Source organism: Embleya sp. NPDC055664, assembly GCF_053618075.1.
Map to the genome: position 1 here is coordinate 109,434 of NZ_JBSHGZ010000017.1, position 25,698 is coordinate 135,131.

The window sequence follows — 25,698 nt, forward strand, 5'->3', positions numbered from 1 at the left end:
ATTCCCGCTGTGACGCAGAACGTTCTTGCCGGGGCGGGACGTTCGCCGGGACACTTGAATCGTGTGCGGAGGAACGAAATGACCACGAGCGAATGGTTCAAGTCCACGTACAGCAACCCGGATGTGAACTGCGTCGAGGGAGCCCGTTCTCCCGGCCACGCCATCTCCATACGTGACTCCAAGGACCCCGCCCAGGGCGCCTTCCTCTTCCACGAAACCACCTGGACCCCCTTCCTTGCCGCCCTGAAGTCCACCGAGCCTCCGCTCCGCGCCTAGGTCATGTATCCGGTTGTGGTCAGTGGATGTCGGGTCGTGCGAGGTCTGCGATCCAGGTCCCGGCGTCGCCGATATGGCACGTCCGAAGCCGTCCGCGCGCCCGGGTTCCGCAGCCCGTAGGGACGTTCACCCATGCGTGCCCGGGTGGTCGTCCGTTGGCGGTGGTGTGAGGAGGCCATGTTCGATCATGTCGACGAGGTCGTCGGTGGACGCGCGGGCCTGGGCGGGGGGGAGGCCGCGCAGGGGGCCGTCGACGAGCAGCGCGGCGAGGCCGTGGACGGCGGACCAGGCCAGGAACTCGGCGCCGGGGCGGCGGGTTTCGTCGAGTGCCCCGGCGTCGACCAGGTCGTCGAGGGCGTCGCCGAGGATCTGGAACGGGGTGCGCCCCGCGGTTCCGGCGGCGGTGCCGTCCTCGGCCTGGGCCATGTCGGCGTGGAAGGTGAACGCGATCCGGAACAGGCCGGGTTCGGCCTGGGCGAAGGCGACGTAGCCCTGTCCGACGGCGCGGAAGCGCGCGTAGGCGGTGGAGAGCCGGTCGGCGTCCTGGGCCAAGTGTGCGGTGGCGGCGTCGATCTCGGTCTCCATCGTGACCGCCAGTCGGGCCATGGCGGCTTGGGCGACGGCGGCGAGGAGGGCGTGGCGGTCGGCGAAGTGGCGGTAGGCGGCGTTCGGGGCAACGCCCACGCGGCGTGTGGTCTCCCGCAGTACCACCGCGTCGGGTCCTCCGGCGCGGGCCAGTTCCAAAGCGGCCTCGATCAGCGCCCGGCGCAGATCGCCGTGCCGGTAGGTGCTGCGTGAGCGGGACGGGGGCTCGGGGCGGTCGACGGGCACACTTCCTCCATTGTGGACGGCGTCCACATGTGTGTGGCAGGATCCTGACATCCGCCGCGGCGGCCGGTCCCGACCGCCCGCACCATGTGGACGTTGTCCACAATAGCGGTCCGTCGCGTGCACACCGGCCCCGCGCCCATCTCGAAAGGCTCGTCATGACCGTCACGCTCGCCCCCGCCCCCGTCGTCTCCGCGGACGGCACGCCCATCGCCTACACCTCCACCGGAACCGGTCCGGCGGTCGTGTTCGTCGACGGTGCCCTGTGCCACCGCGCCTTGGGCCCCGGCCCCGCCCTCGCCGCGGAATTGGCCGCCCACCACACGGTCCTCACCTACGACCGGCGCGGGCGCGGCGCCAGTGGCGACACCGCGCCGTTCGACGTCGACCGCGAGATCGAGGACCTCGCCGCGGTCATCGCCGCGGCCGGCGGGACGGCGTACCTCGTCGGAATGTCGTCGGGTTCCGCGCTCGCCCTGCGCGCCGCCACCGCCGGGATCGGCGTGCGCAAGGTCGCCGTGTACGAGCCCCCGTTCACCACCGACGAGGCCGGCGCCGCGGACTTCGCCGGCTACGTCCGCAACCTCCGTGCCGCGCTCGCGGAGGACCGGCACGGCGACGCCGTCGCCGAACTCATGCGCTATGCGGGCGCTCCGGCCCCGGCGGTCGAGCAGATGCGCGCCACCCCGATGTGGCCCGCGTTCGAAGCCGTTGCGCCCACCCTCGCCTACGACGCTGCGGCCCTGGGCATCGACACCGGCGCGGGGGTCCCCGCCGGGCTCCTCGCGGACATCACCGTGCCCGTCCTCGCCGTCGACGGTGACGCAAGCCCCGAAATCCTCCGCGCCCCCACTCGCGCCGTCGCCGCCGCGATCCCCGCCGCCGGCTACATCAGCCTGCCGGGCCAGACCCACGACGTCGCCCCGGCTGTCCTCGCGCCCGTTCTCCTCGACTTCTTCGCCTGAGCACCCATGGGCTACCCGGCGCCGCGGCGTCACTGGCGCGACCACAGCCGGGCGCCCGAATAACTCGAACAGGGGAAGACGGGTTCCCCCGCGATCCACAGTCCAAGATCATGTCCGGTGCGCCGCGAAACGAGCGCACACCGACCGAACCCGCCGGAAACGGCAACGAGACATCTGGGAATCTTCGATGCGTACTTTGATCAGCACCGCCTTCGTCTCGCTCGACGGCGTCGTGGAGGCCCCGGGCGGGGAGCCCGGCTACCGCAACTCCGGATGGACCTTCAAGGACATCGAGTTCCTCCCCGAGGCCTTCGAGATCAAGGGCCGTGAACAGCAGGAAGCCGCGGCGATGATGATGGGTCGGGTCAGCTACCAGGCGTTCAGCGCGGTGTGGCCGGACATGGCCGACTTCGCCGACTACAAGGTGATGCCGAAGTACGTCGTCTCCACCACGTTGTCCGAGGGCGACCTGGTGTCGAACTGGGGCGAGACCACGATCCTGCGCTCGCTCGAGGACGTCGCCGCGCTGAAGCAGACCGACGGCGGTCCGATCATCGTGCACGGAAGCGCCACGTTGAACCAGGCCCTGTCGGACGCAGGCCTGATCGACCGCTACCACCTGCTCGTGTTCCCGCTCCTGCTCGGTGCGGGCAAGCGCCTGTTCAGCGCCACGGACAAGGACACCCAGAAGCTGAAGCTCGTCGAGCACGAGGCATACGCCAACGGCGTGCAGAAGAACGTCTTCGACGTCGTCCACTGACCGAGGTTCCACGGTCACCGCCGCCGGCACAGTCGACTCGATGTACGTGCGATGGCGCCGCCAACGCACCCGACCGCGCGAACCGGATCGCCTCGCGAACGTGCCCGCGGGCGGTCCGGCCCGGTGCGCGCGGAACATCCGGGAAAGGGTGACGTGTTCTGTCGCCATTGGCGTGGACGATCAATGGCATGAGCCAAAAAACGTCGCTTCCGAACATCGATCGAAACGCCTCCCAGGAGCGCCCGCTCGCGGGCCGAATCGCACTCGTGGCCGGGGCCACCCGCGGCGCCGGGCGTGCCCAAGCCGTCGAGCTCGGGCGGGCCGGGGCCACCGTCTATGTCACCGGACGCACCACCCGCACGCAGGCCAGCGAGGTCGGCCGGGCGACGGAGACCATCGAGGAGACCGCGGAACTCGTCACCGCGGCCGGCGGCACGGGCATCGCCGTCCCCACCGACCACCTCGACGAGGGCCAAGTCCGCTCCCTCGTCCGGCGGATCGACCAGGAGCAAGGGCGGTAGGTGCGCCAAGCCCCGTCACGGCTCGCCCCGTCGACCGGGTGCCGAGCCACGAGGTACCAAAAGCCCGCTTTGAGGACGAGCCCGTACGGCTCGACCACACGGGACACCGTGGTGGGCGGCGCGCCGTCGCGGCCCGGCCGCGCATAGGCCAGTTCGACCATGTGGTCGGACCACACGGCGCGGGCCAGTTCCGGCAGCAGTCCGGGCGTGCACGGCTCCCGAAACCAGGCCGGCGCATCGAGATGGAACCGGCGCACCGACGACTCGGCCGCCGCCCGCACCGACGGGAGCAGGGTGGCCGTCAACTTCAGGCGGGCACTGTCCGCCGCATCCGACAACCCCAGATCCGGTAGCGCCGTGGGCAGACCGGAAAGGAACAGCGTCTCCGCTTCCGAGGGGTGCAGTGTGGCGAGTCGGGTTCGATAGCCCGGCGCCAGGTGGTACCCGCCCACCCGGCCGCGCTCCGACCTGACGGGGATGCCGGCCTCCTGCAACGCCTGGACGTCGCGGATCACCGTGCGCTCGGAGACGTCCAGCTCGCGGGCGATGGCGGAGGCGGTCAGGCCGGGGCTCAACTGGACGAGCACGGCCATTCGTGAACCGGGGGTAATACGCGCCGACCGTTCGACCCACGGTGTGATGTGCACGCAACTCGCCTACTGCCGTGACGCCTTGGTGTGTCGCCATGGTGCAGGCGAGGTCGTACAGGGGCCAACGGCTCGCTGTGCGCCGATGTGGGCGGTCACGTCGTAGCGTCGGTGCTCGCTTGCGTGCGCCGGGAGCCGCGAGATGTCGATCGGACCATGCCGGCGCCGCGTCGGACCGAGTCCGCTTGCGAGGCGGGTGTCCATGACGCGGGACCGGGGGTCAGCGGCGTCCCGCCTTGATGGCGTCGACCACGTCTTTCGCCTCTTTGAGACTCGCGCCGGTGGTCTCCCGATGGACCTTGATCGCCTCCATCGTCCGGCCTTCGTCCACGAGCGCCCGGACCTGGGCGAGTTCCGAGTCGTCCTCCTCGATGCCGAGGTGACGCATGATCAGATCGAGTTTCCGCTCCACCCGGACGAGCCGGCTCTCCACGGTGCGATCGGTGCCGAACATCATGCCCCGAAGTCTAGTCCTGCAACGGTGTTGGTCCGTCAGGACGGGAGTGGGTCTCCTCGTCGCTCGTAGTGGCTGACGCGGGCTTCTTCGCCGGTCGCGACGGATACCGGGTCTCGCCGGTCGCCGTCGTAGGTGCGCGGCTGATCGGCGCTCGCCGTCAGCCCTCGATGTCCTCCAGCTTCCGGGCGATGCGTTCGAGGGCGCCGAGGTCCTCGGGCGGGAGCCGGTCGATGAAGTGGCGTCGCACCGAGGCGACATGCGCCGGGGCGGCGTTCTCGAGCGTGTCCAGGCCGTGGTCGGTGAGAATGAGGAAACATCCTCTGCCATCCGCCGGGTCGGGTGCACGTTGCAGCAGGCCGCGGGCTTCCATCCTGGTGGCGTGCCGGGAGAGCCGGCTGCGGGACCATCGCATCTTGGCGGCCTGTTCCCGCAGGGTGCTGGTGTGGTCGGGCCGCTCCGACAACGTGCTGAGCACCTCGTAGTCGGGCTCGGAGAGCCCGACCGCGGCCAGGTCACGCGCCGTGGCGGCCTGCACGGCGACCACCATGCGCCGGTAGGCCCGCCACGCCCGCTCTTCGTCCGGGTTCAGCCGGCGCACATTCTCGGTCGAGGATTTCTTTGACATGTAATCAATCTAGCGGTTACTTTCGTTTCCATGTCAACGAAAACGGCGCGCGTCCTCGTCCTCGTGTGCAGCACCCGGCCCGGCGCCCTCGGCCCGGCGGTCGGCACGTGGTTGATCGAGACGATCACGCCTCGCGCCGGGGAACTCGACGTCGAACTCGTGCCCATGGCCATCGGCGACCTCGACCTGCCCTTCCTGGACGAAGAGGAGCATCCGTCGTCGGGCCTCTACGCGCACGAACACACCAGACGATGGAGCGCGCTCGTGGACGCCGCGGACGGCTTCATTGTGGTGACCCCGGAGTACAACTACGGAATGCCGGCGACTCTGAAAAACGCGCTCGACTACCTCGGTCGCGAGTGGGCATGGAAACCGATCGGCTTCGTCAGCTACGGGAACACTTCCGCGGGCACGCGCGCGGTCCAGCACGCCAAGCAGGTGGTGACCACACTGCGCTTGGTGCCGTTGGGACGCACGGTCGCGATACGCATCGGTGACGCCGTCGAAGACGGCCGGATCCGCCCGAGTGCCACTCTTGCCGGGGCGGCCGTCGGCGTCCTGGACGAACTGGTCCGGGTTGCCCACGCCCTGCGTCCGATGCGCGAAGGAGCACGCCCCGGCCTGCCGCCCGGCCCGCTGCCGGGCTCCTACCTGAGACGGCTGACCCCTGACGACGCTCCCGAGGTCACGGTGGTGCAGCGGTGCTGCTGGGTGGACGAGGCTCTCGCCAACGACACCCTGGACATCCCGGCCTTGCACGAGTCGCCGGAGCAGATGGGCGAGTGGCTGGCGACCTGGCACGCCATGGGATTGTGGCGGGACGGCCGGCTGCTGGGCATGGTGCGGGCCCGACGCGTCGACACCGACTGGCACGTCGGCCGGCTCGGCGTCGTGCCCGACCTGCGGGGCCGGGGACTGGGCCGTTGGCTGTTGCGCACCGCCGAAGCCGCGGCCGACCCGAGCTGCCGCCGCCTCGTGCTGCACACCGGCGTCCACAGCCGGCAGAACATCGCCCTCTACCAGGACGAGGGGTACCGGTCGGAGCCACACACCGGCGACGACGGAACCACCCGCCTCACCAAGGCCATAACCCCGCCGGCCGTAGCGTAGACCGGGCCCGCAGGCGGGCGAGGGATGTTCGACAGGGTCACGGCTCGGATCACGAACCGGTTCGGTCAGGTCGGGTCCCGATCCGGTGCTCGCGCTGCGGTACGCACACCGGGACGCCCACGGCAGCGCGGCACCGACCGTGGACGAGGCCGGCTTCGTGAAGAAGGGACGTACCTCAGCAGGAGCGCAACGGCAGCACACCGGCACCGCAGGACACGTCGAGACCCCCAGGCAGCCCAACACAGCCACACCGGAGTACCAATAACCAGGCCGGCCGGGCCGGATGCCGGCGGCGGCCGGCCCGGCGACTCTGGCCGGTTCCGGCCTCCCGGCCAAAGCACCGCGCCCGCCGTACACACCCGACCCACCCGCAAAGGCACCCCGGCCGACTCGACCCGAGCCCCTCCCCGCCCGCCGCGTCAGCCGTACAGCGCACCGCCGAAGCGTGCGCGCAGTGCCCGGGTGGCACGGTCGCCGAAGCGGTTGTGCCGGAGTTCGAGTCCTTCGAGTCCGGTCAGGTGGGGTGAGCGGGCCAGGGCGAGTGCACCCGCGTCGCCGATGTCGTTGGTGTCGAGCACCAGCCACCGCAGGGTGGGCGGCATCGGGGTGCGGGCCAGTACGGCCGCTCCGCGGTCGCCGATGCCGCAGTTGCCGAGGTCGAGGCGGCGCAGCCGCCGGAACGGTGCCGCTGCCAGTCCGGCGGTGCCGTCGGGGCCGAAGCGGCCCCCGTTCAGCCGCAGTGTTTCCAGCGATTCGGTGAACACCGACTCCGCGAGGGCGGGGCCGATCTCGGGTGGCAGCCGGTCGGGATGGCCCCCGGACAGCCGGAGCGTCCGCAGGGCGCCCAGCCGCCGCCCGCGCACCAGTGTGAGCATGGCGGCGCCGGTATTGTCGCCGTGGATCGCCATGGCGAAACTCCGGAGGCCGGCTGCCGCAGGGGAGTTGACCAGCGCGTCGACGCCTGCCCGGGTGAAGGCGCCGCTCGCGAGGTCGAGCGCGGTGAAGCGGTTGGGAAGCTCGCTCAGCCGGGTCAGCAATCCGTCGCCGAGCAGGTGGCTGTCGAGGGTGAGGTCGGTGAGGCGCGGCAGTGCCGGTAGGACCGTTGCCAAGGCGCTGTCGAGATCGTCGAAGGTGCTGCGCTTGAGGTCGAGGCGCTCCAGATGCGGCGCGAAGACGGCATCGGGCAGCCGCAGGAGCCCGGCCGAGGTGAATTTTTGCTCGTCGTAACGTGAGGCGGACACGTCCAGTTCACGCAGGCGCGGGTAGCCGTGGCCGGCGAGCAGGGCGGTCAGGGCGTCGTCGTCCAGGTTGGAATCCGGCAGCGCGAGACTTTCCAGTTGTCGTAGATACGGCGAGCGGGCCGGCCGGGCCGCGGCGTCGCCGTCCAGGTGGGTGTCGTAGGTGCGTAGACCGCGGTAGCGGCCGAGCGCGGGAAGCAGCGAGATCTCGGCGAAATGGTCGCTCGCGAACTGCAGTTCAAGGCAGTCGTCTTCGGGCGCGGCACGGAAGAGGGCGTCGTGGTGGCGCAGGAAGGTCTCCGCTTCCATGTCGGTGACCGAGCGCACGAACCCGCGTTCCGGGTCGCCGATGAGGACGTCACGCACCTCCTCGGGCAGCGCGGCCACGTACGCGGCCACGGCGGCGTCCTCGTCGTCCGCGTTGCCACCGCACTGGGCGTTGATCAGCCGGGCGTGCTCGGGGTGGGAGACGGCCACCAGCTCCGCATAGGCCGTCCGGGGGCCGTTGTCGGCGGGGCGTGCCCGGATGGCGAGCAGCAGACGGGTGGCGGCCGGGTCGACGTGGTCCGGTCCCGGGACGTCGGCGTCGGCATCGGCGTCGCGGCCGAGGGCCCCGAGCAGGACCGCCCGTGTCCGGTGCCGGTCGGCGTCGTCGCCGAGGAGGAGGGCCGCTTCGATGGCGTCCAGGGCGGTGTGCGGGTGCCCGTACCGGAAGAGGTCGTGGGCGAGCCGGGCCAGGGTCGGGCCCGCGGGCTCTCCCCACCGCAGGGCATGGATCACCTCGGTGAGTGACGACTGCGGGGTCAGCGGCGAGACAGGTACGCCCTCGTGCCAGTAGGGACCGTCGACCATGACGGCGGGCCAGGGCCGCTCGTCGCCGACGACCGGCGCGAGCGCCGCGGCGCCCTCGCGGGCGGCGAGCCGGATCCGGGCCAGCTGCGTGGGGCCGCCGTCCGGGTCGTCGGCGTCGGCTTCGGCGAGTACGGCGTGTAACTCCGCCGTGCTGTACGGAAGTTCGGCGGCGGACGGGGTGGCCGGCAGGTCGGCGTCGCCCCACAGGCGCCCGAGCCGGACCTCCCGTACGGGTGTCCCATCGGCGTCGCGGACCTGCCACACGCCCACCTCGACGGCGTCCTCGACCGGGCCGGAGCGGGTGACGCCGCGGCCGTCCGCCTCCGCGGCCGTGCGGTGCCAGGTCCGGTGCCGCTCGACTTCGCGTCCGGACCCGAAGTCGTGGCCGGACTCACGGCGCAGCAGTCCGTGCACGTCGTGGTAGCACAAAGTGCCGTGCAGGGGGCGGATGTCCTCGCGGGGCACCCGACGGGCCTCCCGCCAGAGGACGCCACTGCGGTAATAGCGCCGGTCGGTGCCGTCGACGGTCCACTCGCTCTGGAGGGTGCCGTCGGCCCACCAGTGCCGGGTTTCGAGCGTCTCCTCACCTTGCTCGCCACGCCGCCGCATGAACAGCCACGCGATGTCCCCCGAACCCGGCAGCCGGCTCGCCGTGGGTGCCACGCCTTCGGGGCGCGGCGGCACGGGCTCGCCCGAGCCGGGTTGGACCTCGACCCCGGCTCCGTCGAGATGACGGGTGCCGATCAGGTCGCCGTCGGCGTACACGCACTCGTAGACACGTACCGACTCCACCGCGTCCCGCCACGGGCCGCCCGAGCCGTATCCCGCCCCCGGCTCCGGCGACTGTGGCTTCGGGGTGCTCGGCCGGTGGAAGCGCCGTACGCCGTCGACGCGGCCGTCCGTGTACCGGCCCTCCTGCGACAACTCGCCACCGGGGTGGTCGTAGCGCCGAAAGACGCCGTGCGGCCGGCCGGCCACAAGCTCGGACTCGCAGACGAACCGGCCGTCCGCGTCCCAGTAGCGGATCAGGCCCGTGAGACGTCCGTGTTCGTCCTTGTCGCCGAGGACCCATTCCTGGTCCTCCTCCGACCACCACGCCTCGGGTGGCCGGGGGTCGGTGCGCCGCGCGGTCATGCCTCGCCTTCCCCGGCCGGCAGGTCGCCGACGAGCGTCGGCCCGAGGCCCCATTGTCCCGGACCCTCAGCCGGGCACGGCCACGTGGAACACAGGATTCGGGACGCGTGCCGTGATCGGGGTGTTCCTCGTCGTCGCCGTCTTCCTTGGTGAAGACCTCGCCACCGAAAGGGCTCCGACCCGCGCCGCACCGGCGCCACCCGGCCGGTGACGGCGACGTGGTTGCCGACGGTGTGGGCTTGGGTGGGGGTCGGGCCCAGGAAGGGGTGGACTCGACCCGAGACCCCTCCTGCCCGCCGTTGCCGGCCGGTGGTCGGCGACGAACGGCGGGGGAACCTCCCTGGAGATCAGGGTGGTTCCCCGCGTCCGGTCCATGGGTTCGGCCGGGTGTCGGTCGTTACGCCCCGGGTGCCGGGCGGTAGGTGGCGACGTGTACGCCGGTGGTGCTGAGCTTGGTCGAGACCAGTTCGAGGGTGCGCAGGGCGCCGTCGGTTGGGAAGAGGGTCTTTCCGCCGCCCAGGAGCACCGGCATGATCATCAGGCGCAGTTCGTCGACCAGTCCTTCGGTCAGAAGGGTTCGGGCGAGTGTGAGGCTGCCCATCAGCACCAGGTCTCGGCCCTCGGTCGCGCGCAGTTCCCGGATCCGGTCGAGGGTCTGGTCGCCGGGGATGCGGGTGGTGTTGTTCCAGGTCAGGTCGTCGTCGCCGAGTGTGTCGGTGACGACGTACTTTCGGACCGAGTTCATGTGGTCGGCGAAGGGGTCGCCCGCTCGGCCGGGCCAGGCCGCGGCCATGACCTGCCAGGTGCGCCGGCCGAAGAGCAGCGCGTCGGTGGTGGCCGCCCATTCGGCGAGGGCGCCGCCCATCACCTGCGGGTCGAAGAAGGGGTGGGTCCAGCCGCCGTGGGCGAACCCGCCGTCGGTGTCCTCGTCGGGGCCGCCGGGGGCCTGACCGACGCCGTCCAGGCTGACGAATTCACCAATGATGATGCGCATCGAACCGTCTCGCTCTCTTGCTGGTTGAAGGGGGTTGAAGGGTTACAGGTGCAGGGTTGTCGCCCGAAAGGCGTGCCGCTCAGGCGGCGGTGGTGTGCGGGAGAGGCGCGGTGGTCGTCACGGTGGAACTCCTTCGGGGCGGGCCGGCCACCTCGGACGTCTTCCGTGGGGCTCGCACCTTCGTCGATCCATCGATGTGACAGGGAATAATGCGATTCCCTGTCACATCTTCTCTGCGACGTGTCAGCGTCCGGCAATACAGCCGGAGCGAACGAGATCGAACAAGACCGAGTGAGACCGGAGACCACCATGCGCTACCTGATGACCACCAAGGCCGGCCCGAACGACACCGCCCCCGACGAGAAGTTGTTCGCCGAGATGGGCGCCTTCATCGACGAGCTGAGCGCTGCCGGCGTGTTGCTGGCCACCGGCGGACTGGAGCCCGGCGGCGTGCGCCTGGTCTCGGCGGGCGGTGAGGTCACCGTGACCGACGGCCCGTTCGCCGAGGCCAAGGAGGCCGTCGTCGGCTTCGCGCTCATCGAGGTCGGCTCCAAGGAGGAGGCCGTCGCACTCGGTCGCCGGTTCCGCGCGATCGTCGGTGACGGCGAGAGCGTCATCCAGCAGGTCTTCGGCCCGTGACGGATGTCCACCGCACGGTCGATTCCATCTGGAAGACGGAATCGGCCCGCATCGTCGCCGCGCTGACCCGCATGGTGCACGACATCGGGGTGGCGGAGGAACTGGCGCAGGACGCACTGGTCGCGGCCTTGGAGCAGTGGCCCCGGTCGGGCGTCCCGGACAACCCGGGCGCCTGGCTCACCACCGTCGCCAAACGCCGCGCCGTCGACCACATCCGCCGCGACCGGCGGGCGGCGGAACACGGCGAACTGCTCGCGCACGAGCTGGCCGAACAACATCGTCTCGACGCGGATATCCGCAGCCTCGAGCCGGGCCCCGAGGCGGGTGCCGGGCATGGCGTCCACGAGCAGGACGACGAGCAGGACGACGTGCTGCGGCTCATGTTCGTCTCCTGCCACTCCGTGCTGCCCACCGAGGCGCGTGTCGCGCTGACTCTGCGCCTCCTCGGTGGGCTGACCGCGTCCGAGATCGCCCGGGCCTTCCTCACGGCCGAGCCGCTGATCGCCCGCCGCATCGCGACCGCCAAGCGCACGCTCGCCGAAGCGCGCGTGCCGTTCGAACTCCCGACGGGTCCCGAGACGGCCGAACGCCTCGCGTCCGTCATCGAGGTCCTCTACCTGATCTTCAATGAGGGCTACTCGGCGACCTCGGGCGACGACCTGATCCGGCCCGGCCTGTGCCTGGAGGCGCTGCGGCTCGGGCGACTGCTCGCCGACTCGATGCCCGCCGAGGCCGAAGTCCACGGCCTGGTCGCGCTCATGGAGATCCAGGCGTCCCGTGCCGCCGCGCGCACCGGTCCCGCCGGCGAACCCGTCCCCCTGCATCTGCAGGACCGCGGACGGTGGGACCGATCGCTCATCCGCCGCGGCTTCGCCGCCATGCTGCGGGCCCGCGAGGCAGGCATACCCGGCCAACCAGGCCCGTACGTCCTCCAGGCCGCCATCGCCGTCTGCCACGCACAGGCGCGCACCGCCGAGGACACCGATTGGCCGCGGATCGCCGGACTGTACGCGGCACTCGCGCGAATCCTGCCCACCGCGGTCGTACGCCTCAACGAGGCCGTCGCGGTGGGCATGGCGGACGGCCCGGCCGCCGGTCTCGCACTCGCCGACACGCTCACCCGCGACCCGGCGCTGCGCGACTACCACCTGCTCCCCGGCGTACGCGGCGACCTGCTGCTGCGCCTGGGTCGCGGCGAAGAGGCACGCCGTGAGTTCGAGCGGGCGGCGCTCCTGACCCGCAACGCCGCCGAACGCGCCTACCTGACCCGCCGTGCCGAGGGCATCGCGACCGGGGACGACGCGCCCGTCCGCACGTTCGGCGAGGCCGTCGACGCGTTCCTCGCCCAGGATCGGCTCGCACCCGCGACCGCCCGCTCCTACAGACAGACGTTGTGGCGCCTGCGGCTCGCCCTGGGGGTGGGCCTGCCGCTCGCCTCGCTGAGCCCCGACCGGGTCGCCGACGCGTTCCGCATGTCGTGGAACGGCACGGCCGCGGCGACCTGGAACCGGCACCGCGCCGCAGTCAGGGCGTTCGGAGCGTGGACGCACACCCCGGGCCTCGACACGGGCATCCCACCGCGACCGGCCGAACCCCGCACCGCGACCGAGCCCGACCCGGCCATCTCCGCCCCGGCCTTCTCCGCCCCCGCGCAACCCTGGGAAACGGAAGCCCCGTTGCGGGACCGCGCGCTGTGGACGCTGCTGCGCGAATCCGGCGCCACCGTCACGGCCGTACTGGCGCTCAACGTCCAGGACCTCGACCCGGCGGAGCGGCGAGCCCGCCGCCCGAGCCGGGGGACCCGGCCCGGTGCGTGGATCACCTGGCGCGCGCGGACCGCCGCGCTCCTGGCCGAACTCCTGGACGGCCGGACCCACGGCCCGGTCTTCCTCGCCGACCGTCGCCCGGGACCCGCGCGGGCCCGCGCGCTGGGCCCGGACGACATCTGCCCGCAGACCGGCCGAGGCCGACTGTCCTACGAACGCGCCGAGTTCCTGTGCAAATCGACGACCGGACTGACCCTGCGCCGACTACGCGACCGGGACGCGGATCGCACCTGACGCCGTGCGGCGGATCGTGGTTCGGGCCGAGCCTCGCTGCTCGGGAGCCCGGCGACCGTGGTGAACTGCCGGCTTCGCGGGAAAGCCGCCACCACGTGGCCGGCCCCGACCGTCGAAACGGTCGGGGCCGGCTCGTCGTTGCCTGGCGAGGCCCTACAGCATGTCCACTGCCGCGTATGCCTGCCCGCCCGACAGCAGGGCGTAGCCCGGGCCGCGGTCGAAGAAGGGCTCGACCTCGGGGCGGGCCGTGCGGATCGACTCGCGCAGTGCTTCCGTTGCCGCCTCGTCGACCGCCAACTCGTCGCCCTCGCCCGTCAGGACGACGCCGTAGTCGTCCGCCGCCGCCGCTCGGGAGACCTTGCCCCACTGGACGTCGCGCAGGACCGACTCGGTCTTGCGGTCGAGGGGATCGCCCCAGCCGCCGCCGCCCGTGGTGCGGATCCGGATCACCTCGCCGGCCTTGACCGGCTCGTCGTCGACCAGGCCCTCCATCTCGCGCTCGTTCGGGCCGCCCGGGTCGATCACGACCTGGAAGGGGCGGCCGGCCTTGCCGCCCTTGACGCCCCAGCAGGACAGGATCGAGCGGTCGGCGATCGACATGAACGACGCGTCGAGCAACATCCGGATGTGCTTCTCGTAGCCGAGGCCGCCGCGGAACTCGCCCGGGCCGCCCGAGTCGGCCGCCAGGCCCAGGCGTTCGACCAGGAACGGGAAGCGCGACTCGGTGAACTCGGTCGGCAGGTTGCGCGAGTCCGGCACGACGTGGATCGTGTCCTCGCCGTCCGCGTAGTAGCGCCCGCCCGAGCCGCCGCCGAGCACCTCGCGCATCAGGTACGAGCGGCCCTCCGCGTCGTGCCCGTACACGCCGGTGTAGCGGATCGTCTCCTGGTCGGCGGGCATCCGGCCGTCGACCGCCTTGGCCAGCACGCCGGAGAGCACGCCGAGCAGGCGCAGGATGACGAAGGTGCGCGCGTTGGTCGGCGCCGGGAAGATCGGCGTGAGCAGCGTGCCCTTCTCCGGGAACTTCATCTCGATCAGCGGCACCACGCCCTCGTTGACGTCGAGTTCGGCCATCCGCTCGGGGGTGTCCGCGAGGTTGCGCAGGATCGGGGCGAGCCACTTCTTGAGGAAGTTGCCGTCCGCGTAGTCGCCGCAGTGGTTGATCGGACCCTTGGCCTGCTTCGACGTACCCGTGAAGTCGATCAGGATCTTGTCGGGCGTCTTGGTCAGGGTGATCCGCTGCGTGTGCAGCATCGGCTCGTCCACGCCGTCGTGTTCGGCGTAGTCCTCCCAGACGTACTCGCCGTCGGGGATCTTGGACAGGATCTCGCGACGGTAGGTCTCGGTGGTCTTGTCCAGGATCGCGTCGAAGCACGCCTCGACGGTCTCGCGGCCGTAGCGCTCGAAGAGTTCGCCGAGCCGGCGCGAACCCATCAGGCACGCCGAGCACTCGGCGTCCAGGTCGGCGGCGAGCGAATCGGGCATCCGCGAGTTGCGGGTCATGATGCGCAGCGCGGCCTGGTTCGGCACGCCCTGGTCCCACAGCTTGATCGGCGGGACCATCAGGCCCTCTTCGTACACCGTCGTCGCGCCCGAGGGCATCGACCCGGGGCAGCAGCCGCCGATGTCGTCGTGGTGCCCGAACGCCTGGACGAACGCGACCACTTGGCCGTCCGCGAAGACCGGGACGGTGACGCACAGGTCGGGCAGGTGGCCGATGCCGCCCTCCGACTCGTACACGTCGTTGTGGAAGAACACGTCGCCCGGACGCATCGTCTCCAGCGGGAAGTCGCGGGCGATGGGGTGCACCAGCGCGGAGTACGAACGACCCGTGAGCTTGCGCAACTTGCGGTCGTGGATGCCCGCCCGGAAGTCGTGTGCGTCGCGGATCATCGGCGAGCGCGAGGTGCGCCCGATCGCGGTCTCGACCTCCATCTCGACCGAGGCGAGGGTGCCTTCGACGATCTCCAGGAGCACGGGGTCGACGCCGTGCAGCGCGTCCTGCGGGGTGGTGGCGGTGGTGCCGGCGCTCATGTTCAGGCTCCCTTCGAAGCGGTCGAGGTGGTGTCGGTGTCGCGGGTGACCACGACGTTGCCGTAGGCGTCCACGCGGGCGGCGAAGCCCGGGTGGATCGGGATGGTGGAGCCGAACTCCTCGATGATCGCCGGGCCGACGACCAGGTCGCCCGGGGCGAGTTCGGGCCGCGCGTACACGGCGGTGTCCACGTAGCCGTCGCGGTCGACGAAGCAGACCGCGCGGGTGCCGGTGCGGGCGCGCTCGACATCGTCCTCGCGGCCCGGGAGTTCGCGCAGCTCGGGGCGGCGGATCGGGCCGACGCCGGTGACGCGCAGGTTGACCCACTCCACGGGCTGGCTCGCGTCGCCGCGGAAGTTGTACCCGTAGAGCTGCTCGTGCGCGGCGTGGAACGACTCGGCGACGGTGTCGGCGAGTTCGGCGGTGAACGGGCCGTCCGGCACCGGGACCCGAACCTCGAACGCCTGGCCGAAGTAGCGCAGGTCCGCGGTGCGCACGTAGCGGTGGTCCTCGGCCGCGAAGCCCTCCTTGTCGAGGGCGTCGCCCGCCTTGCCCGCCAACTCGTCGAAGATGCCCGCCACCTTGGGGTGATCGAGCTCGGGGTGGCTGCCGACCGCGGTCTGCACGTAGTCGCAGCGCACGTCGACGGTGAGCAGGCCGAACGCGGAGACGTTGCCCGGGTCGCGCGGCACGATGACGCCGGCGAGGCCGAGGATGTCGATGAGGCGGCACAGCAGCAGCGAGCCGGAGCCGCCGAAGGTGGCCATGGTGAAGTCGCGGACGTCCAGGCCGCGCTTGACGGTGATCTGGCGCAGCGCGTTGGCCTGGTTCCAGGCCGAGATCTCCAGGATGCCGTTGGCCAACTGCTCGATGCCCATGCCCAGTTCGGCGGCCATCTTGGTCAGGCCCTCACGGGCGGCGTCCACGTCCAGCGGGATCTCGCCGCCGAGCAGGTGCGGGGGGATGCGGCCGAGCAGGACGTGCGCGTCGGTGATGGTCGGCTCGGTGCCGCCCTTGCCGTAGCACAGCGGGCCCGGGTCGGCGCCGGCCGAGCGGGGGCCGACCTTGAGCGTGCCCTCGGGGGAGATCCAGGCGATCGAGCCGCCGCCGGCGCCGACGGTGACCACGTCGATCATCGGGATCTTGGACGGGAAACGCCCGACCGTGCCCTCGGTGGTCAGCGTCGGCTCGCCGCCGAGCACCACCGACACGTCGGTGGAGGTGCCGCCGCCGTCGCAGGTCAGGACCTTGTCGAAGCCGGCCTTCTCGGCGATCAGCGCGGCGCCCAGGGCGCCGGCGGCCGGGCCGGAGAGCACGGTGGTGATCGGCTGGTGCACGACCTCCTCGGCGGAGAGCACGCCGCCGTTGGACTTCATGATCGCGAACGGCACGCGGCGGGGCGCCTCGCCGGCGGTGGTGAACGCGTCCAGGCGCTGCCGGATGCCGCCGACGTAGCGGGCCACACGCGGCTTGACCGCGGCGTCGACGAGGGTGGTCATCGAGCGCTCGTACTCGCGGTACTCGCGCAGCACCTCGGAGCTGATCGACACGATTGCCTCGGGGTGCTCCTCGCGCAGGATCTCGCGCATGCGCTCCTCGTGCGCCGAGTTGGCGTAGGAGTGCAGGAAGCAGACGCCGATGGTGAGGATGCCCTGCTCGCGCAGTCGACGGGCGGCGGCGCGGGCGCCCTCCTCGTCGAACGGGCGGACCTCGTTGCCCTTGTGGTCGAACCGGCCGCCCACGGTGTGCACCAGGTCGACCGGGACGATCCGGTCCGGCTTGACCCAGAAGTAGGAGTTGCCGTAGCCGTCCGGGACCGCCTGGCGGGCGATCTCCAGGATGTACTCGTAGCCCTCGGTGGTGATGAACCCGAGGCGGTCGATCTTGTCTTCCAGGAGCTGGTTGGTGGCCACCGTGGTGCCGTGCGCGACGGCGGTGACGTCGGCCCCGGTGCATCCGAGCAGGCCCAGCACCTTGTCGATGCCGTTCATGAAGCCGTCGGCCGGGTCGCTCGGCGTGGACGGCGTCTTGGTGGTGACCAGCTCGCCGGACTCCTCGTCCAGCGCGACCACGTCGGTGAAGGTACCGCCGGTGTCGATGCCGATTCGGATCCGTCGGCGGGGTCCCGCCGCTGCGGCAGGCGTCATCAGCGCGCTCCAATCGGAGGGGAGGTGATTCGATCACATTCGTGGAGGGCTGTTCGCCCGGCTGCTGACAGCGATTCAACTCGCCGGGCGATCCTGCGGAATCGGCAACATCTGCCAAGCAGCTCGGCAACAGTTGGTGAATCGCTCTCGGTTGATCCCGTCTGCCGATGCGTGGGTTCCCGTCTACCGACGCTTGCGTTCTCGTCTACCGAAGCGTGTGTCCCCGGTTTGCCGAAGCGTGCGCAACCCCGCCGAATCACTTTCGGTAGCCGTACGACTTCGCGAGACTGGCCGAATCGTGCTCGGCGGTGCCCCAGGGCGGGGCCGGGACGCCCGGCGCGGAGGAGGCGCGATGAGCGACTGGACGAGCCGGCCGACCGTACGGGGGACCTTCGGGGTCGTGTCGACCACCCACTGGCTCGCGTCGCAGTCGGCGATGGCGGTCCTGGAGGACGGCGGCAACGCGTTCGACGCGGCGGTGGCGGCCGGCTTCGTGCTCCAGGTCGTGCAGCCGCACCTGAACGGGCCGGCCGGAGAGGTGCCGATCATCCTCGCTCCGGTGGGCGGCGCGGTCCGGGTGTTGTGCGGCCAGGGGCCCGCGCCGCAGGGGGCCACCATCGGGCACTACCGCTCCCTCGGCCTCGACCTCGTGCCCGGGACCGGGCCGCTGGCCGCCGCCGTGCCGGGCTCCTTCGACGCGTGGCTGACGCTGCTGCGCGACCACGGGACGAAGCCGCTCGCCGAGGTGCTGACGTACGCGATCGGCTACGCCGAGTCGGGACACCCCGTCTCGCCGCTGCTTGCCGCGACCGTGGCGCGGATGCGCGAGCAGTTCGAGACCGAGTGGACCAGCTCGGCCGAGGTGTACCTGCCCGCGCCGCAGACCGGGACGCTCTTTCGCAACCCCGCCCTGGCCCGCACCTGGCGCACGCTGCTGCGTGAATGCGCGGGCGGCACCCGCGAGGCGGAGATCGAGGCGGCCCGGCGGATCTGGCGCGAGGGCTTCATCGGCGAGGCCGTCGCCGACTTCGCCGCGAAGCCCGCGATGGACACCTCGGGACGGCGCCACGCCTCCACCCTCGTGGGTGACGACCTCGTGCGATATGCCGCCCACTACGAGGAGCCGGCCGGCCACGACTGGCGGGGCTGGACCGTGTACAAGCCCGGCGCGTGGAGCCAGGGCCCGGTCTTCCTCCAGCAACTCGCGCTGTTGCCGCACGAGTTCGACTACGACGACCCCGATTACGTGCACACCCTGGTCGAGGGCACCAAGCTCGCCATGGCCGACCGGGAGGCCTGGTACGGCGACGCCGCGCCGGTGCCGCTCGACGACCTGCTGGCGGGCGGGTACAACGCCGGCCGGCGCATGCTGATCGACGCACGGGCATCCCACGAGCTGCGCCCCGGCGCCCCCGGCGGCCGGGTCCCGCGCCTGCCCGGCCTGTCGGTGGCGCAGGGCGAGGCGGAGGCCGGGTCGACCCGGCCGCCCGGCACCGGCGAGCCGACCGTCCGCGCCGACGGGGCGACCCGGGGCGACACCTGCCACCTCGACGTCGCCGACCGCTGGGGCAACCTGGTCTCCGCGACGCCCAGCGGCGGCTGGCTCCAGTCCGGCCCGGCGATACCCGGACTCGGCTTCCCGCTCGGCACCCGGCTCCAGATGGCCTGGCTGGAGCCCGGCCTGCCCAACTCGCTCACCCCGGGCCGCCGCCCCCGGACCACCCTGTCCCCGTCGATCGCCGTGCGCGACGGCATACCCGTGCTGGCCTTCGGCACGCCGGGCGGCGACCAGCAGGACCAGTGGTCCCTGCACTTCTTCCTCGCCGTGGCCCTCGGCGGCCTCGACCTCCAGGCCGCGATCGACGCCCCCAACTGGCACACCGCGAGCTTCCCCGGCTCGTTCCACCCCCGCACGATGAGCCCCGGCAGCCTCACGGTCGAATCCCGTCTGGGCGACAAGGCCGTCGCCGCACTGCGCGAGCGGGGCCACCTGGTCACGGTCGACGAACCGTGGTCCCAGGGCCGCCTGTGCGCGGTCGCGCGCGATCCCCGCACGGGCGTGCTGTCGGCGGCGGCGGATTCACGCGGCGTACAGGGCTACGCGGTCGGGCGCTGACCCGGGCCCTCTGCGCCGACGGCGCCGGTCAGCGCGCGGCCGCGCGTTCCAGCCGGATCGTCAGGAGGGTGGGCACCAGGGCCACCCAGAACAGGATCTGCGGGATCAGCCGCTCGGACCACGGGATCAGCACGACCACCACGGCGGTGGTGGTGATCCACGCGGATTGCCCCACCACCAGGCGGGCCCAGCCGACCCGACGCACCAGCGACCACATGCTGAGCCGTACCCCCGTGCGCAACCGGCGGTAGCGGCGCCAGGCGCCGAAGGCCCAGGCCAGGGCCATCAGGGTCAGCGCCCAGACGCGGGTGCCGAGCGGGGCGGGCAACGACGTGGCGTCGTCGCCGGTGGGGAAGACCCGGGCCGCGAGGGCGGCCAGGACCAGGCAGACCAGCGCGATCCAGCGGGTCCCGCGCAACATGCGGAACACGGCCGCGTCGATCTGCTTGCGCAAGCGCTCCGAGGTCGGGTCGGCGACCAGCGCCGTGGCGGCGGCGTCGGCGGAGGCGGTGAGCTTGGCGCCGGCGCCGATCACGGGTGCGCGGGCGGCGTCGTACTCGGCCTGGTCGGCGAGTTCGGCCAACGCCCAGGCGTTCTGCGGGTCCAGGCGCAACACTTCGCGCACGGCTCGGGCGCGTACGTCGTTGCGGCCGACCAGCAGGGACGCCTTCCACAACGCGCGGTGGGCGTTGACCGCCTCCGGGCCGAATCGCACCGCTATCGAGGCCGCGTCGAACGCCTCCGGCCACCGCTCCTGCCACGCGGTCAACGCCTCGGACAGCGCCGCGTATCCGTTCCACAACTCGGGCGCGAGCCCGATCGCGGTCCGCGCCGCGACCTCCGCCTCCTCGCGCCGCGTCGACCGGCGGAGCGCGTACGCCCGCACGATCAGCGCCTCGTAGTCGTCCGGCGCGAGGGCCAACGCCGCGGCGGTGGCGGTCAGTACCTCCTCGTCCCGCCCCAAACCCTGGTGCACATAGGCCAGTTGCACCCACGCACGGACATCGTCCGGGTCCTCGGCCAGCCGCCGGGCGAGCAGTTCGCCCGCCTCCTCGTCCCGGTCGAGCGTCAGCAGCGCCCGGGCCTGTTCGACGAGCGGGTGCTCGGTCACAGCTTGCCGTTCTTTCGCAGGTAGGTGAGCAGGTCGTCGTAGGTGCCGCCGTCGTTGGCGAACATCGCGACGTTGCGCGCGGTGGCGAACCAGGCCTCGGTGGACGGCCGGATCGCCTTCGCCGCCGCCAGCAGGTCGGCCATGCCGATCATCCGGACCGAGCCGGTTCGGGCGGAGTCGAGCAGCGCGGACTCGGCGGCGCTCTCGCACACGTGCGCGAGGTCGGCGCCGGAGAAGCCGTCGGTGATCTTGACCAGCTTGCCCAGGTCGACCGAGGCGATCGGACGTTGGCTCAGGTGGTAGCGCAGGATCGCCTCGCGCGCCGGGCGGTCGGGCGGCAGCACGAGAAGCGTGCGGTCGAGCCGGCCGGGGCGGCGCAGCGCGAGGTCGACGTCCCACGGCACGTTGGTCGCGGCAAGTACGAACACGCCCTCGTTGACGTCGCCGACGCCGTCCAGTTCGGTGAGCAGTTGGTTGACGGTGTTGCGCAGGCCGCCGTGTTGGGTACGGCTGCGCTTGGCGCCGAGCGCGTCCAACTCGTCGAGGAAGACCACGCACGGCGCCTTGCGGCGGGCGGTGGCGAACACCTCGTGCATGTTGCGCTCGGAGTTGCCGATCCACATGTCCAGCACGTCGCTGATCGACACCGAGATGAAGTTGGCGCCCAGTTCGCCGGCGACGGCGCGGGCGATGAACGTCTTCCCGCAGCCGGGCGGCCCGTACAGGAGCAGGCCGCCGCGCAGGCTCTTGCCGTAGAGCCGGCGCAGTTCGGGGTTGCGCATCGGGGCCAGGAACGCGGCCTCCAAGCGGTCCTTGACCTCCTGCATGCCGCCGACGTCGGCGAGCCGCAACCCCTCGGGGGCCTCGACGTCCCACGCGCTCGCGCCGCCGGGGTCGCCGGAGCCGTCGGCGGCGAGGGGCGCCTCGGGGGCGCGGGGAGCGTCGGGGGTGCCCGGGGCCGGCGGCGCGACGAAGCGCGGCGGGACGACGCCCTCGACCTCCTCCTCGGCGGCGGCCCAGTCGAAACCCGCCGGGCGGGGCGGCTGCGGCTGCGGGGGAGCGGCGGGGGATGCGGCAGGGGTCTCCGCGGCGGCCGGTGCCTCCGCCGCCGGCGCCGCGCCGCCCATCGCCCGCGCCATCAGCGCCCGTGCCTCCGGGTCCGCCGGCGCCTGGCTGAGCGCGACCGCCGCCTCGCCGACGGCGGCGTCCAAGTGCCCGGCGTCGAGCAGCAGTTGGGCCAGGTGCAGGCGCAGCGGCAGATCTCGGGGCGCCGCGTCGACGGCCGAACGCAGGCTCCGAATCAGCGGGGAATCCCGCACCGCCTCGGATTCGGGCGACGGGGAGAGCTCGTCGGACATACGCCCAGATTACGATCTTGGACGCTGCCCACTCCGACCGGGTTCAGGTCGAGGCATTCTCGGCGGGGCAGGGGATCGGGACGGTTTCGTCCTCCCGGCGCAGTCGACGCAGCGCCATCACCAGGCGTACGCCGAACAACACGAGGAAGCCGGCCAGGATCGCGGTCAGGAAGCTCAACGAGCCGGCCATACCGTCGTTGACCTGCGGATCCGTGGCGGTCTCGGCCAGTACGCCGACCAGCGCCGCGCACACGATCAGGGCGACGTGATTGGAGGCCCAGAACACCACGGGCGTCATCCGGCGCGGGTCGTGGTCGGCGAGCGCACCGGACCGCAGCCGGCCCACCAGCCACACCGACAGCGGCGCCGTGCCCGCCATCACCGCGCAAACCGGCCAGGGGACCCATCCCGCAAGCGCGAACACGATCAGCGCCGCATAGGCCGTGACCTGACACAGCGTGAAGATCACGATGACCCGGCGCGGTCCGAGCAGGACCGGCAGGGTGCGTTTGCCGACCCGGGCGTCGGACTCGATGTCGGCGAGGTTCATCACCATCATCCGCGCCGCCTGCAACAGCGCGGTCGGCGCCAGGATCAGCAGGATCAGCCCGGGGACGCTACCCGCGAGCAGCGATACCGCCACGATCGGCCAGATCCCGTTGAGGCCGACGGCCACGGTCAGTTCGCCCAGTCCGCGATAGTTCAGCCGCAGCGGCGGCGCGGTGTAGAACCACGCGAGCGCGATGCCGGCGGCGGCCGTCAGGCGGGTGGGCAGCGTGGGCATCGCGACGGCGACGAACACGGCGCCGGTGAGCAGTACGAAGGCGGTGGACAGCGAGACGATCGGCCGGACCAGGCCGTCGACCAGGGCGCGGCTGCCGCCGGTCCAGGGTGTGTGGTAGCGGTTGGCGCGGTCCGCGTCGAGATCGAAGTATTCGTTGCAGTAGTGCGTCATCAGGTGGGTGACCCACGCGAAGCCCTGGGCCAGCGCGTACCAACCGAGGTCGATCCGATGCCCCTCGTGCACCGCCACCGCTCCGCCGAGCGCGACGGGCAGCATATTGTAGAGCAGGAACCGTAACCGGGCCAGCCGAACGAAGCCGATCCACTCGGTGCGGTTCACGGTTCCCCCTCGACCCGTGCGCATGCCCGGGCCGAAGTCCGCCTGTGGCAACGGGACATGCGCATACGACGTGCCCTGCCCCGGCGCGACCCGTCCAACGTACGAGAGGAACCCACCCGCACGGAAGCCACGTTCGAGCCGGCCGGTGAGAGCCGCCACCGCTTCCGGTTGAGGTGCCGTCGAACCCGTGGCGCATCGCGTCCGGGGCATCCGTGCGTGCGCCGGGCTCGCTCTCTGTTGCCCCGCGCCCGCTCCCGGGTATGCGGGCGGACCCGAAAGGGCAGACCTACGAGGGCGATTCGGTGTGTTCGGTCGACGGGACAGATCAGCGTCCTTCTCCCGCCCCTTGGCGCTGAACTCGCCTTATGTGCGGTCGAGTTCATCCGTCTACCGGGCGGGCAGGGCCTGCCGTTCGGCTTCGGTCGTCGGGGTATCGGTATCGGTATCGGTGTCGGACGGGGTCCGCCCGCCGGTGCGGCGAGTCGCGAGGGTGAGGGCCAGCGCGGCCGTGGTCAGGGCCACGCCGAAGCCGACGGCGCCGGCGACGCCCACGTGGTCGGTGAGCAGGCCGCCGAACAGCGCGCCGAGGGCGATGGACGTGTTGTAGCCGAGGGTGTTGATGGACATGGCCGCCTCGAAGGTGTCCGGTGCGGCGGCCAGCGTCAGGTTGATCTGGCACAGGTTCACCGCGCCGAAGCACACGCCCCACAGGGCCAGGGCGATGATCGCGCCGGTGCGCGACCGGCCGATGGTCAGCAGGAGTACGAGGGCCGCCACGATTCCGGCGAGGGCGACGACAAAGGTGCCGTGCAGGCGTTTGCCGACGGTGTACCCGGCGGCGAAGTTGCCCGCCGCGCCGCCGATTCCGTACACGATCAGCAGTGCGGTGACGAAGCCCGGCGTGGCCGACGACTTCTCCTCCAGGAACGGCCGGACGAAGGTGTACGCCCCGAAGTGCCCGAGGACGTACAGCACGACGGTGATCATCACCAGCCGCAGCGGAACGTTCTTGACCGCCAGGCCGAAGACCTCCCGGGCCGGCACCGCGTTCTGCGACGGCAGCGAGGGGACGGTGACCGCGACGGCGAGGAAGACCACCGCGCTCAGACCGCTCCAGATCAGGAACGTGGTCCGCCAACTCGTCAGATCCTCCAGGAAGGTGCCCAGCGGGATGCCGACCACCGTGGCGATCGAGATGCCGGAAAGCGCCACCGCCGCCGCGCGGTTCGCGTGGTGTTCGGGGACCAGACGCATGGCCATGCTCACGCCGATGGCCCAGAAGACGCCGTTGGCGAAGCCCATGACGAGCCGTGCGGCCAGTACGAGCGGGTAGTTGGGCGCGATCGCGGTGACCAGGTTGCCCAGCGCCAATACCGCGAGCAGCACGGTGAGCAGCGTGCGCCGGTTGACGCGGCGGGTCCAGGCCACGATGAACGGGACGCCGAGGCCGGCCGAGACGCCGTACAGCGTGACCATCAGCCCGGCGACGCCCACCGAGATGTCCAGGCTGGAGCCGACCGGGGTGAGCAGGCCGACGGGCATGAGTTCGGTGGTGACGAAGGTGAACAGGCTCGCGGTGATGACCGCGACGCCCAGCCACGACCGCAGAGCCGAGTGGGGGTGTGCGTTCGGTGACATTTCTGCTTTCCGGTGGGGGTTTCGGGGGTTTCGGTTTTTTGGGCATGCCGAAAAGGGCGCCGCCCGGGCGGGCGGGAGGGAGGTCGGGAAGGTGGGGAGGCGAGGGTCGCCGATTTGTGTCCAGGCGTGACGGCCTAGATACTTTCCATGGAAAGCAGATTACTTTCCGTGGAAAGGATCGTCAAGCATGGCCCAGGACCCCACCGAGCCCGTCCCCGTCCCCGCCCCCGTTTCGCCCGAGGACGCCGATGCCCTCGATCGCATCGTCGGCCAGTGGCGTCGCGAGCGGCCCGACCTCGATCCGAGCCCGATGCATGTGGTCGGTCGGATCTCGCGCCTGCACTGGGCGTTGGAGGAGCGGCTGCTCCGGGTCTTCGGCCGATACGACATGGGCCGGGGCGAGTTCGACGTCCTGGCCACGCTGCGCCGCTCCGGTGCGCCGTTCGAGCTGAACGCCGGTGAGCTGAGCGGTTCGACGATGGTCACCTCGGGCGCGGTGACCAAACGTGTCGACCGCCTCGAACGCGCCGGCTTGGTCACCCGCCGCGCCGCCGAAGGCGACGCCCGAGGCCGCCTGATCCGACTCACCGACCGGGGCCGGGAGTTGATCGACGCCCTGGTCGGCGAACACCTCCACAACGAGTCGAACCTCCTCGCCGGCCTGACCCCCGACGAACAGGCCACACTCACCCACCTACTGCGCAAGCTGGGCCGCACGCTGCCGGACTACTGAGGTCCCGCGCCGGCGCCGCCGGCCGGCAAGGAGGTGAGCGTCGCCGCCTACGCCTCGTCGGCCGACGCCGAGGAGCAACGCCTCGTGTGGAGAACACGCCCTCCCCACCCGTCGGTTCGACACGTGGTTCTTCCGCGCCCGATCCCGCTGATGTTCCGAACGCATGTCGATCGGGTACCCGGGCACCCACGTCTCCTCCACCCGGAACGTTCTCCCCCTGAAACGCCCCCTGACGTACGGCTTTTCGGCCCTCCGGCCCTCCGGTCTCCCGGTGTGCCCGTGCTGGAGTTACCCCCCGATCGTTCGTGGGCCTCGGTGGAGTGATCGAGGGA

At 71.6% G+C, this 25,698-nt stretch carries 19 protein-coding genes and 2 pseudogenes; 9 read left to right on the plus strand and 12 right to left on the minus strand.

What is annotated here, in order from left to right; translation table 11 throughout:
- The first annotated feature begins 78 nt into the window (after window positions 1–78).
- The gene (locus tag ACWGR4_RS25985; protein WP_452131499.1) at window positions 79–276 is read left to right on the plus strand and encodes a DUF397 domain-containing protein; all 198 of its coding nucleotides are present in this window, start codon (window positions 79–81) and stop codon (window positions 274–276) included.
- A 126-nt stretch (window positions 277–402) separates the two neighbouring features.
- On the opposite strand, the gene ACWGR4_RS25990 is transcribed toward ACWGR4_RS25985, so the two are convergent.
- Window positions 403–1,107, minus strand: coding sequence for a TetR/AcrR family transcriptional regulator (locus ACWGR4_RS25990; RefSeq protein ID WP_380003805.1), 705 nt, complete (start codon window positions 1,105–1,107; stop codon window positions 403–405).
- A 155-nt stretch (window positions 1,108–1,262) separates the two neighbouring features.
- Here ACWGR4_RS25990 and ACWGR4_RS25995 point away from each other — a divergent pair, with 155 nt between their 5' ends.
- The 3 genes and pseudogenes from ACWGR4_RS25995 to ACWGR4_RS26005 all read left to right on the plus strand — a co-directional run.
- Entirely contained in the window at window positions 1,263–2,069 is an 807-nt protein-coding gene (locus ACWGR4_RS25995; protein ID WP_452131498.1) for an alpha/beta fold hydrolase, read from the plus strand.
- 187 nt (window positions 2,070–2,256) lie between these two features.
- Complete coding sequence (locus ACWGR4_RS26000; RefSeq protein ID WP_380003807.1) at window positions 2,257–2,829, plus strand: dihydrofolate reductase family protein; 573 nt, start codon at window positions 2,257–2,259, stop codon at window positions 2,827–2,829.
- Window positions 2,830–3,017: 188 nt separating this feature from the next.
- Window positions 3,018–3,347, plus strand: a pseudogene (locus ACWGR4_RS26005) (SDR family oxidoreductase); the annotation flags it as partial.
- Here ACWGR4_RS26005 and ACWGR4_RS26010 read toward each other — a convergent pair.
- The 3 genes and pseudogenes from ACWGR4_RS26010 to ACWGR4_RS26020 all read right to left on the minus strand — a co-directional run.
- Window positions 3,344–3,943: pseudogene (locus ACWGR4_RS26010) on the minus strand (helix-turn-helix transcriptional regulator); the annotation flags it as partial. The pseudogenes ACWGR4_RS26005 and ACWGR4_RS26010 overlap by 4 nt on opposite strands.
- A gap of 274 nt (window positions 3,944–4,217) precedes the next feature.
- Window positions 4,218–4,454: a hypothetical protein gene (locus ACWGR4_RS26015; protein ID WP_380003810.1), complete on the minus strand. Its 237-nt coding sequence runs from the start codon at window positions 4,452–4,454 to the stop codon at window positions 4,218–4,220.
- 157 nt (window positions 4,455–4,611) lie between these two features.
- Entirely contained in the window at window positions 4,612–5,079 is a 468-nt protein-coding gene (locus tag ACWGR4_RS26020) for a MarR family winged helix-turn-helix transcriptional regulator (protein ID WP_452131497.1), read from the minus strand.
- A gap of 30 nt (window positions 5,080–5,109) precedes the next feature.
- On the opposite strand from ACWGR4_RS26020, the gene ACWGR4_RS26025 reads away from it, so the two are divergent.
- Window positions 5,110–6,189 carry a GNAT family N-acetyltransferase gene (locus ACWGR4_RS26025; RefSeq protein WP_452131496.1) on the plus strand — a complete coding sequence of 360 codons (1,080 nt, stop codon included), beginning with the start codon at window positions 5,110–5,112 and terminating at the stop codon, window positions 6,187–6,189.
- A 419-nt stretch (window positions 6,190–6,608) separates the two neighbouring features.
- Here ACWGR4_RS26025 and ACWGR4_RS26030 read toward each other — a convergent pair whose 3' ends face one another.
- The gene (locus ACWGR4_RS26030; protein ID WP_452131495.1) at window positions 6,609–9,413 is read right to left on the minus strand and encodes a hypothetical protein; all 2,805 of its coding nucleotides are present in this window, start codon (window positions 9,411–9,413) and stop codon (window positions 6,609–6,611) included.
- A 397-nt stretch (window positions 9,414–9,810) separates the two neighbouring features.
- A complete protein-coding gene (locus tag ACWGR4_RS26035) occupies window positions 9,811–10,407 on the minus strand; it encodes a dihydrofolate reductase family protein (RefSeq protein WP_380027162.1) in 597 nt (198 codons plus the stop codon).
- A gap of 291 nt (window positions 10,408–10,698) precedes the next feature.
- Here ACWGR4_RS26035 and ACWGR4_RS26040 point away from each other — a divergent pair, with 291 nt between their 5' ends.
- Window positions 10,699–11,046, plus strand: a complete 348-nt coding sequence (locus tag ACWGR4_RS26040; protein WP_380003816.1) for a YciI family protein — start codon at window positions 10,699–10,701, stop codon at window positions 11,044–11,046.
- On the plus strand, window positions 11,043–13,106 hold the full coding sequence (locus tag ACWGR4_RS26045; protein ID WP_452131494.1) for a sigma-70 family RNA polymerase sigma factor: 2,064 nt from the start codon (window positions 11,043–11,045) through the stop codon (window positions 13,104–13,106). The genes ACWGR4_RS26040 and ACWGR4_RS26045 overlap by 4 nt, the downstream gene beginning before the upstream one ends.
- Window positions 13,107–13,259: 153 nt before the next feature.
- Here the strand turns inward: ACWGR4_RS26045 and ACWGR4_RS26050 are convergent, their stop codons facing one another.
- Together ACWGR4_RS26050 and ACWGR4_RS26055 are read right to left on the minus strand one after the other, a co-directional pair.
- Window positions 13,260–15,140, minus strand: a complete 1,881-nt coding sequence (locus tag ACWGR4_RS26050) for a hydantoinase B/oxoprolinase family protein (RefSeq protein WP_380003817.1) — start codon at window positions 15,138–15,140, stop codon at window positions 13,260–13,262.
- A 2-nt stretch (window positions 15,141–15,142) separates the two neighbouring features.
- A complete protein-coding gene (locus ACWGR4_RS26055) occupies window positions 15,143–17,287 on the minus strand; it encodes a hydantoinase/oxoprolinase family protein (protein WP_380003818.1) in 2,145 nt (714 codons plus the stop codon).
- Window positions 17,288–17,639: 352 nt separating this feature from the next.
- On the opposite strand from ACWGR4_RS26055, the gene ACWGR4_RS26060 reads away from it, so the two are divergent.
- A complete protein-coding gene (locus ACWGR4_RS26060; RefSeq protein WP_452132064.1) occupies window positions 17,640–19,403 on the plus strand; it encodes a gamma-glutamyltransferase family protein in 1,764 nt (587 codons plus the stop codon).
- A gap of 28 nt (window positions 19,404–19,431) precedes the next feature.
- Here the strand turns inward: ACWGR4_RS26060 and ACWGR4_RS26065 are convergent, their stop codons facing one another.
- From ACWGR4_RS26065 to ACWGR4_RS26080, 4 genes are all read right to left on the minus strand, one after another.
- On the minus strand, window positions 19,432–20,514 hold the full coding sequence (locus ACWGR4_RS26065; protein WP_452132065.1) for a tetratricopeptide repeat protein: 1,083 nt from the start codon (window positions 20,512–20,514) through the stop codon (window positions 19,432–19,434).
- Window positions 20,511–21,872: an ATP-binding protein gene (locus ACWGR4_RS26070; RefSeq protein WP_452132066.1), complete on the minus strand. Its 1,362-nt coding sequence runs from the start codon at window positions 21,870–21,872 to the stop codon at window positions 20,511–20,513. Before ACWGR4_RS26070 ends, ACWGR4_RS26065 begins: the two co-directional genes overlap by 4 nt.
- A 43-nt stretch (window positions 21,873–21,915) precedes the next feature.
- A complete protein-coding gene (locus ACWGR4_RS26075) occupies window positions 21,916–22,995 on the minus strand; it encodes a prenyltransferase (protein ID WP_452132067.1) in 1,080 nt (359 codons plus the stop codon).
- Window positions 22,996–23,382: 387 nt separating this feature from the next.
- Window positions 23,383–24,633, minus strand: coding sequence for an MFS transporter (locus ACWGR4_RS26080; RefSeq protein ID WP_452132068.1), 1,251 nt, complete (start codon window positions 24,631–24,633; stop codon window positions 23,383–23,385).
- Between the two features lie 187 nt (window positions 24,634–24,820).
- Here ACWGR4_RS26080 and ACWGR4_RS26085 point away from each other — a divergent pair, with 187 nt between their 5' ends.
- Window positions 24,821–25,366, plus strand: a complete 546-nt coding sequence (locus ACWGR4_RS26085; RefSeq protein WP_452132069.1) for a MarR family winged helix-turn-helix transcriptional regulator — start codon at window positions 24,821–24,823, stop codon at window positions 25,364–25,366.
- Window positions 25,367–25,698 lie beyond the last annotated feature (332 nt).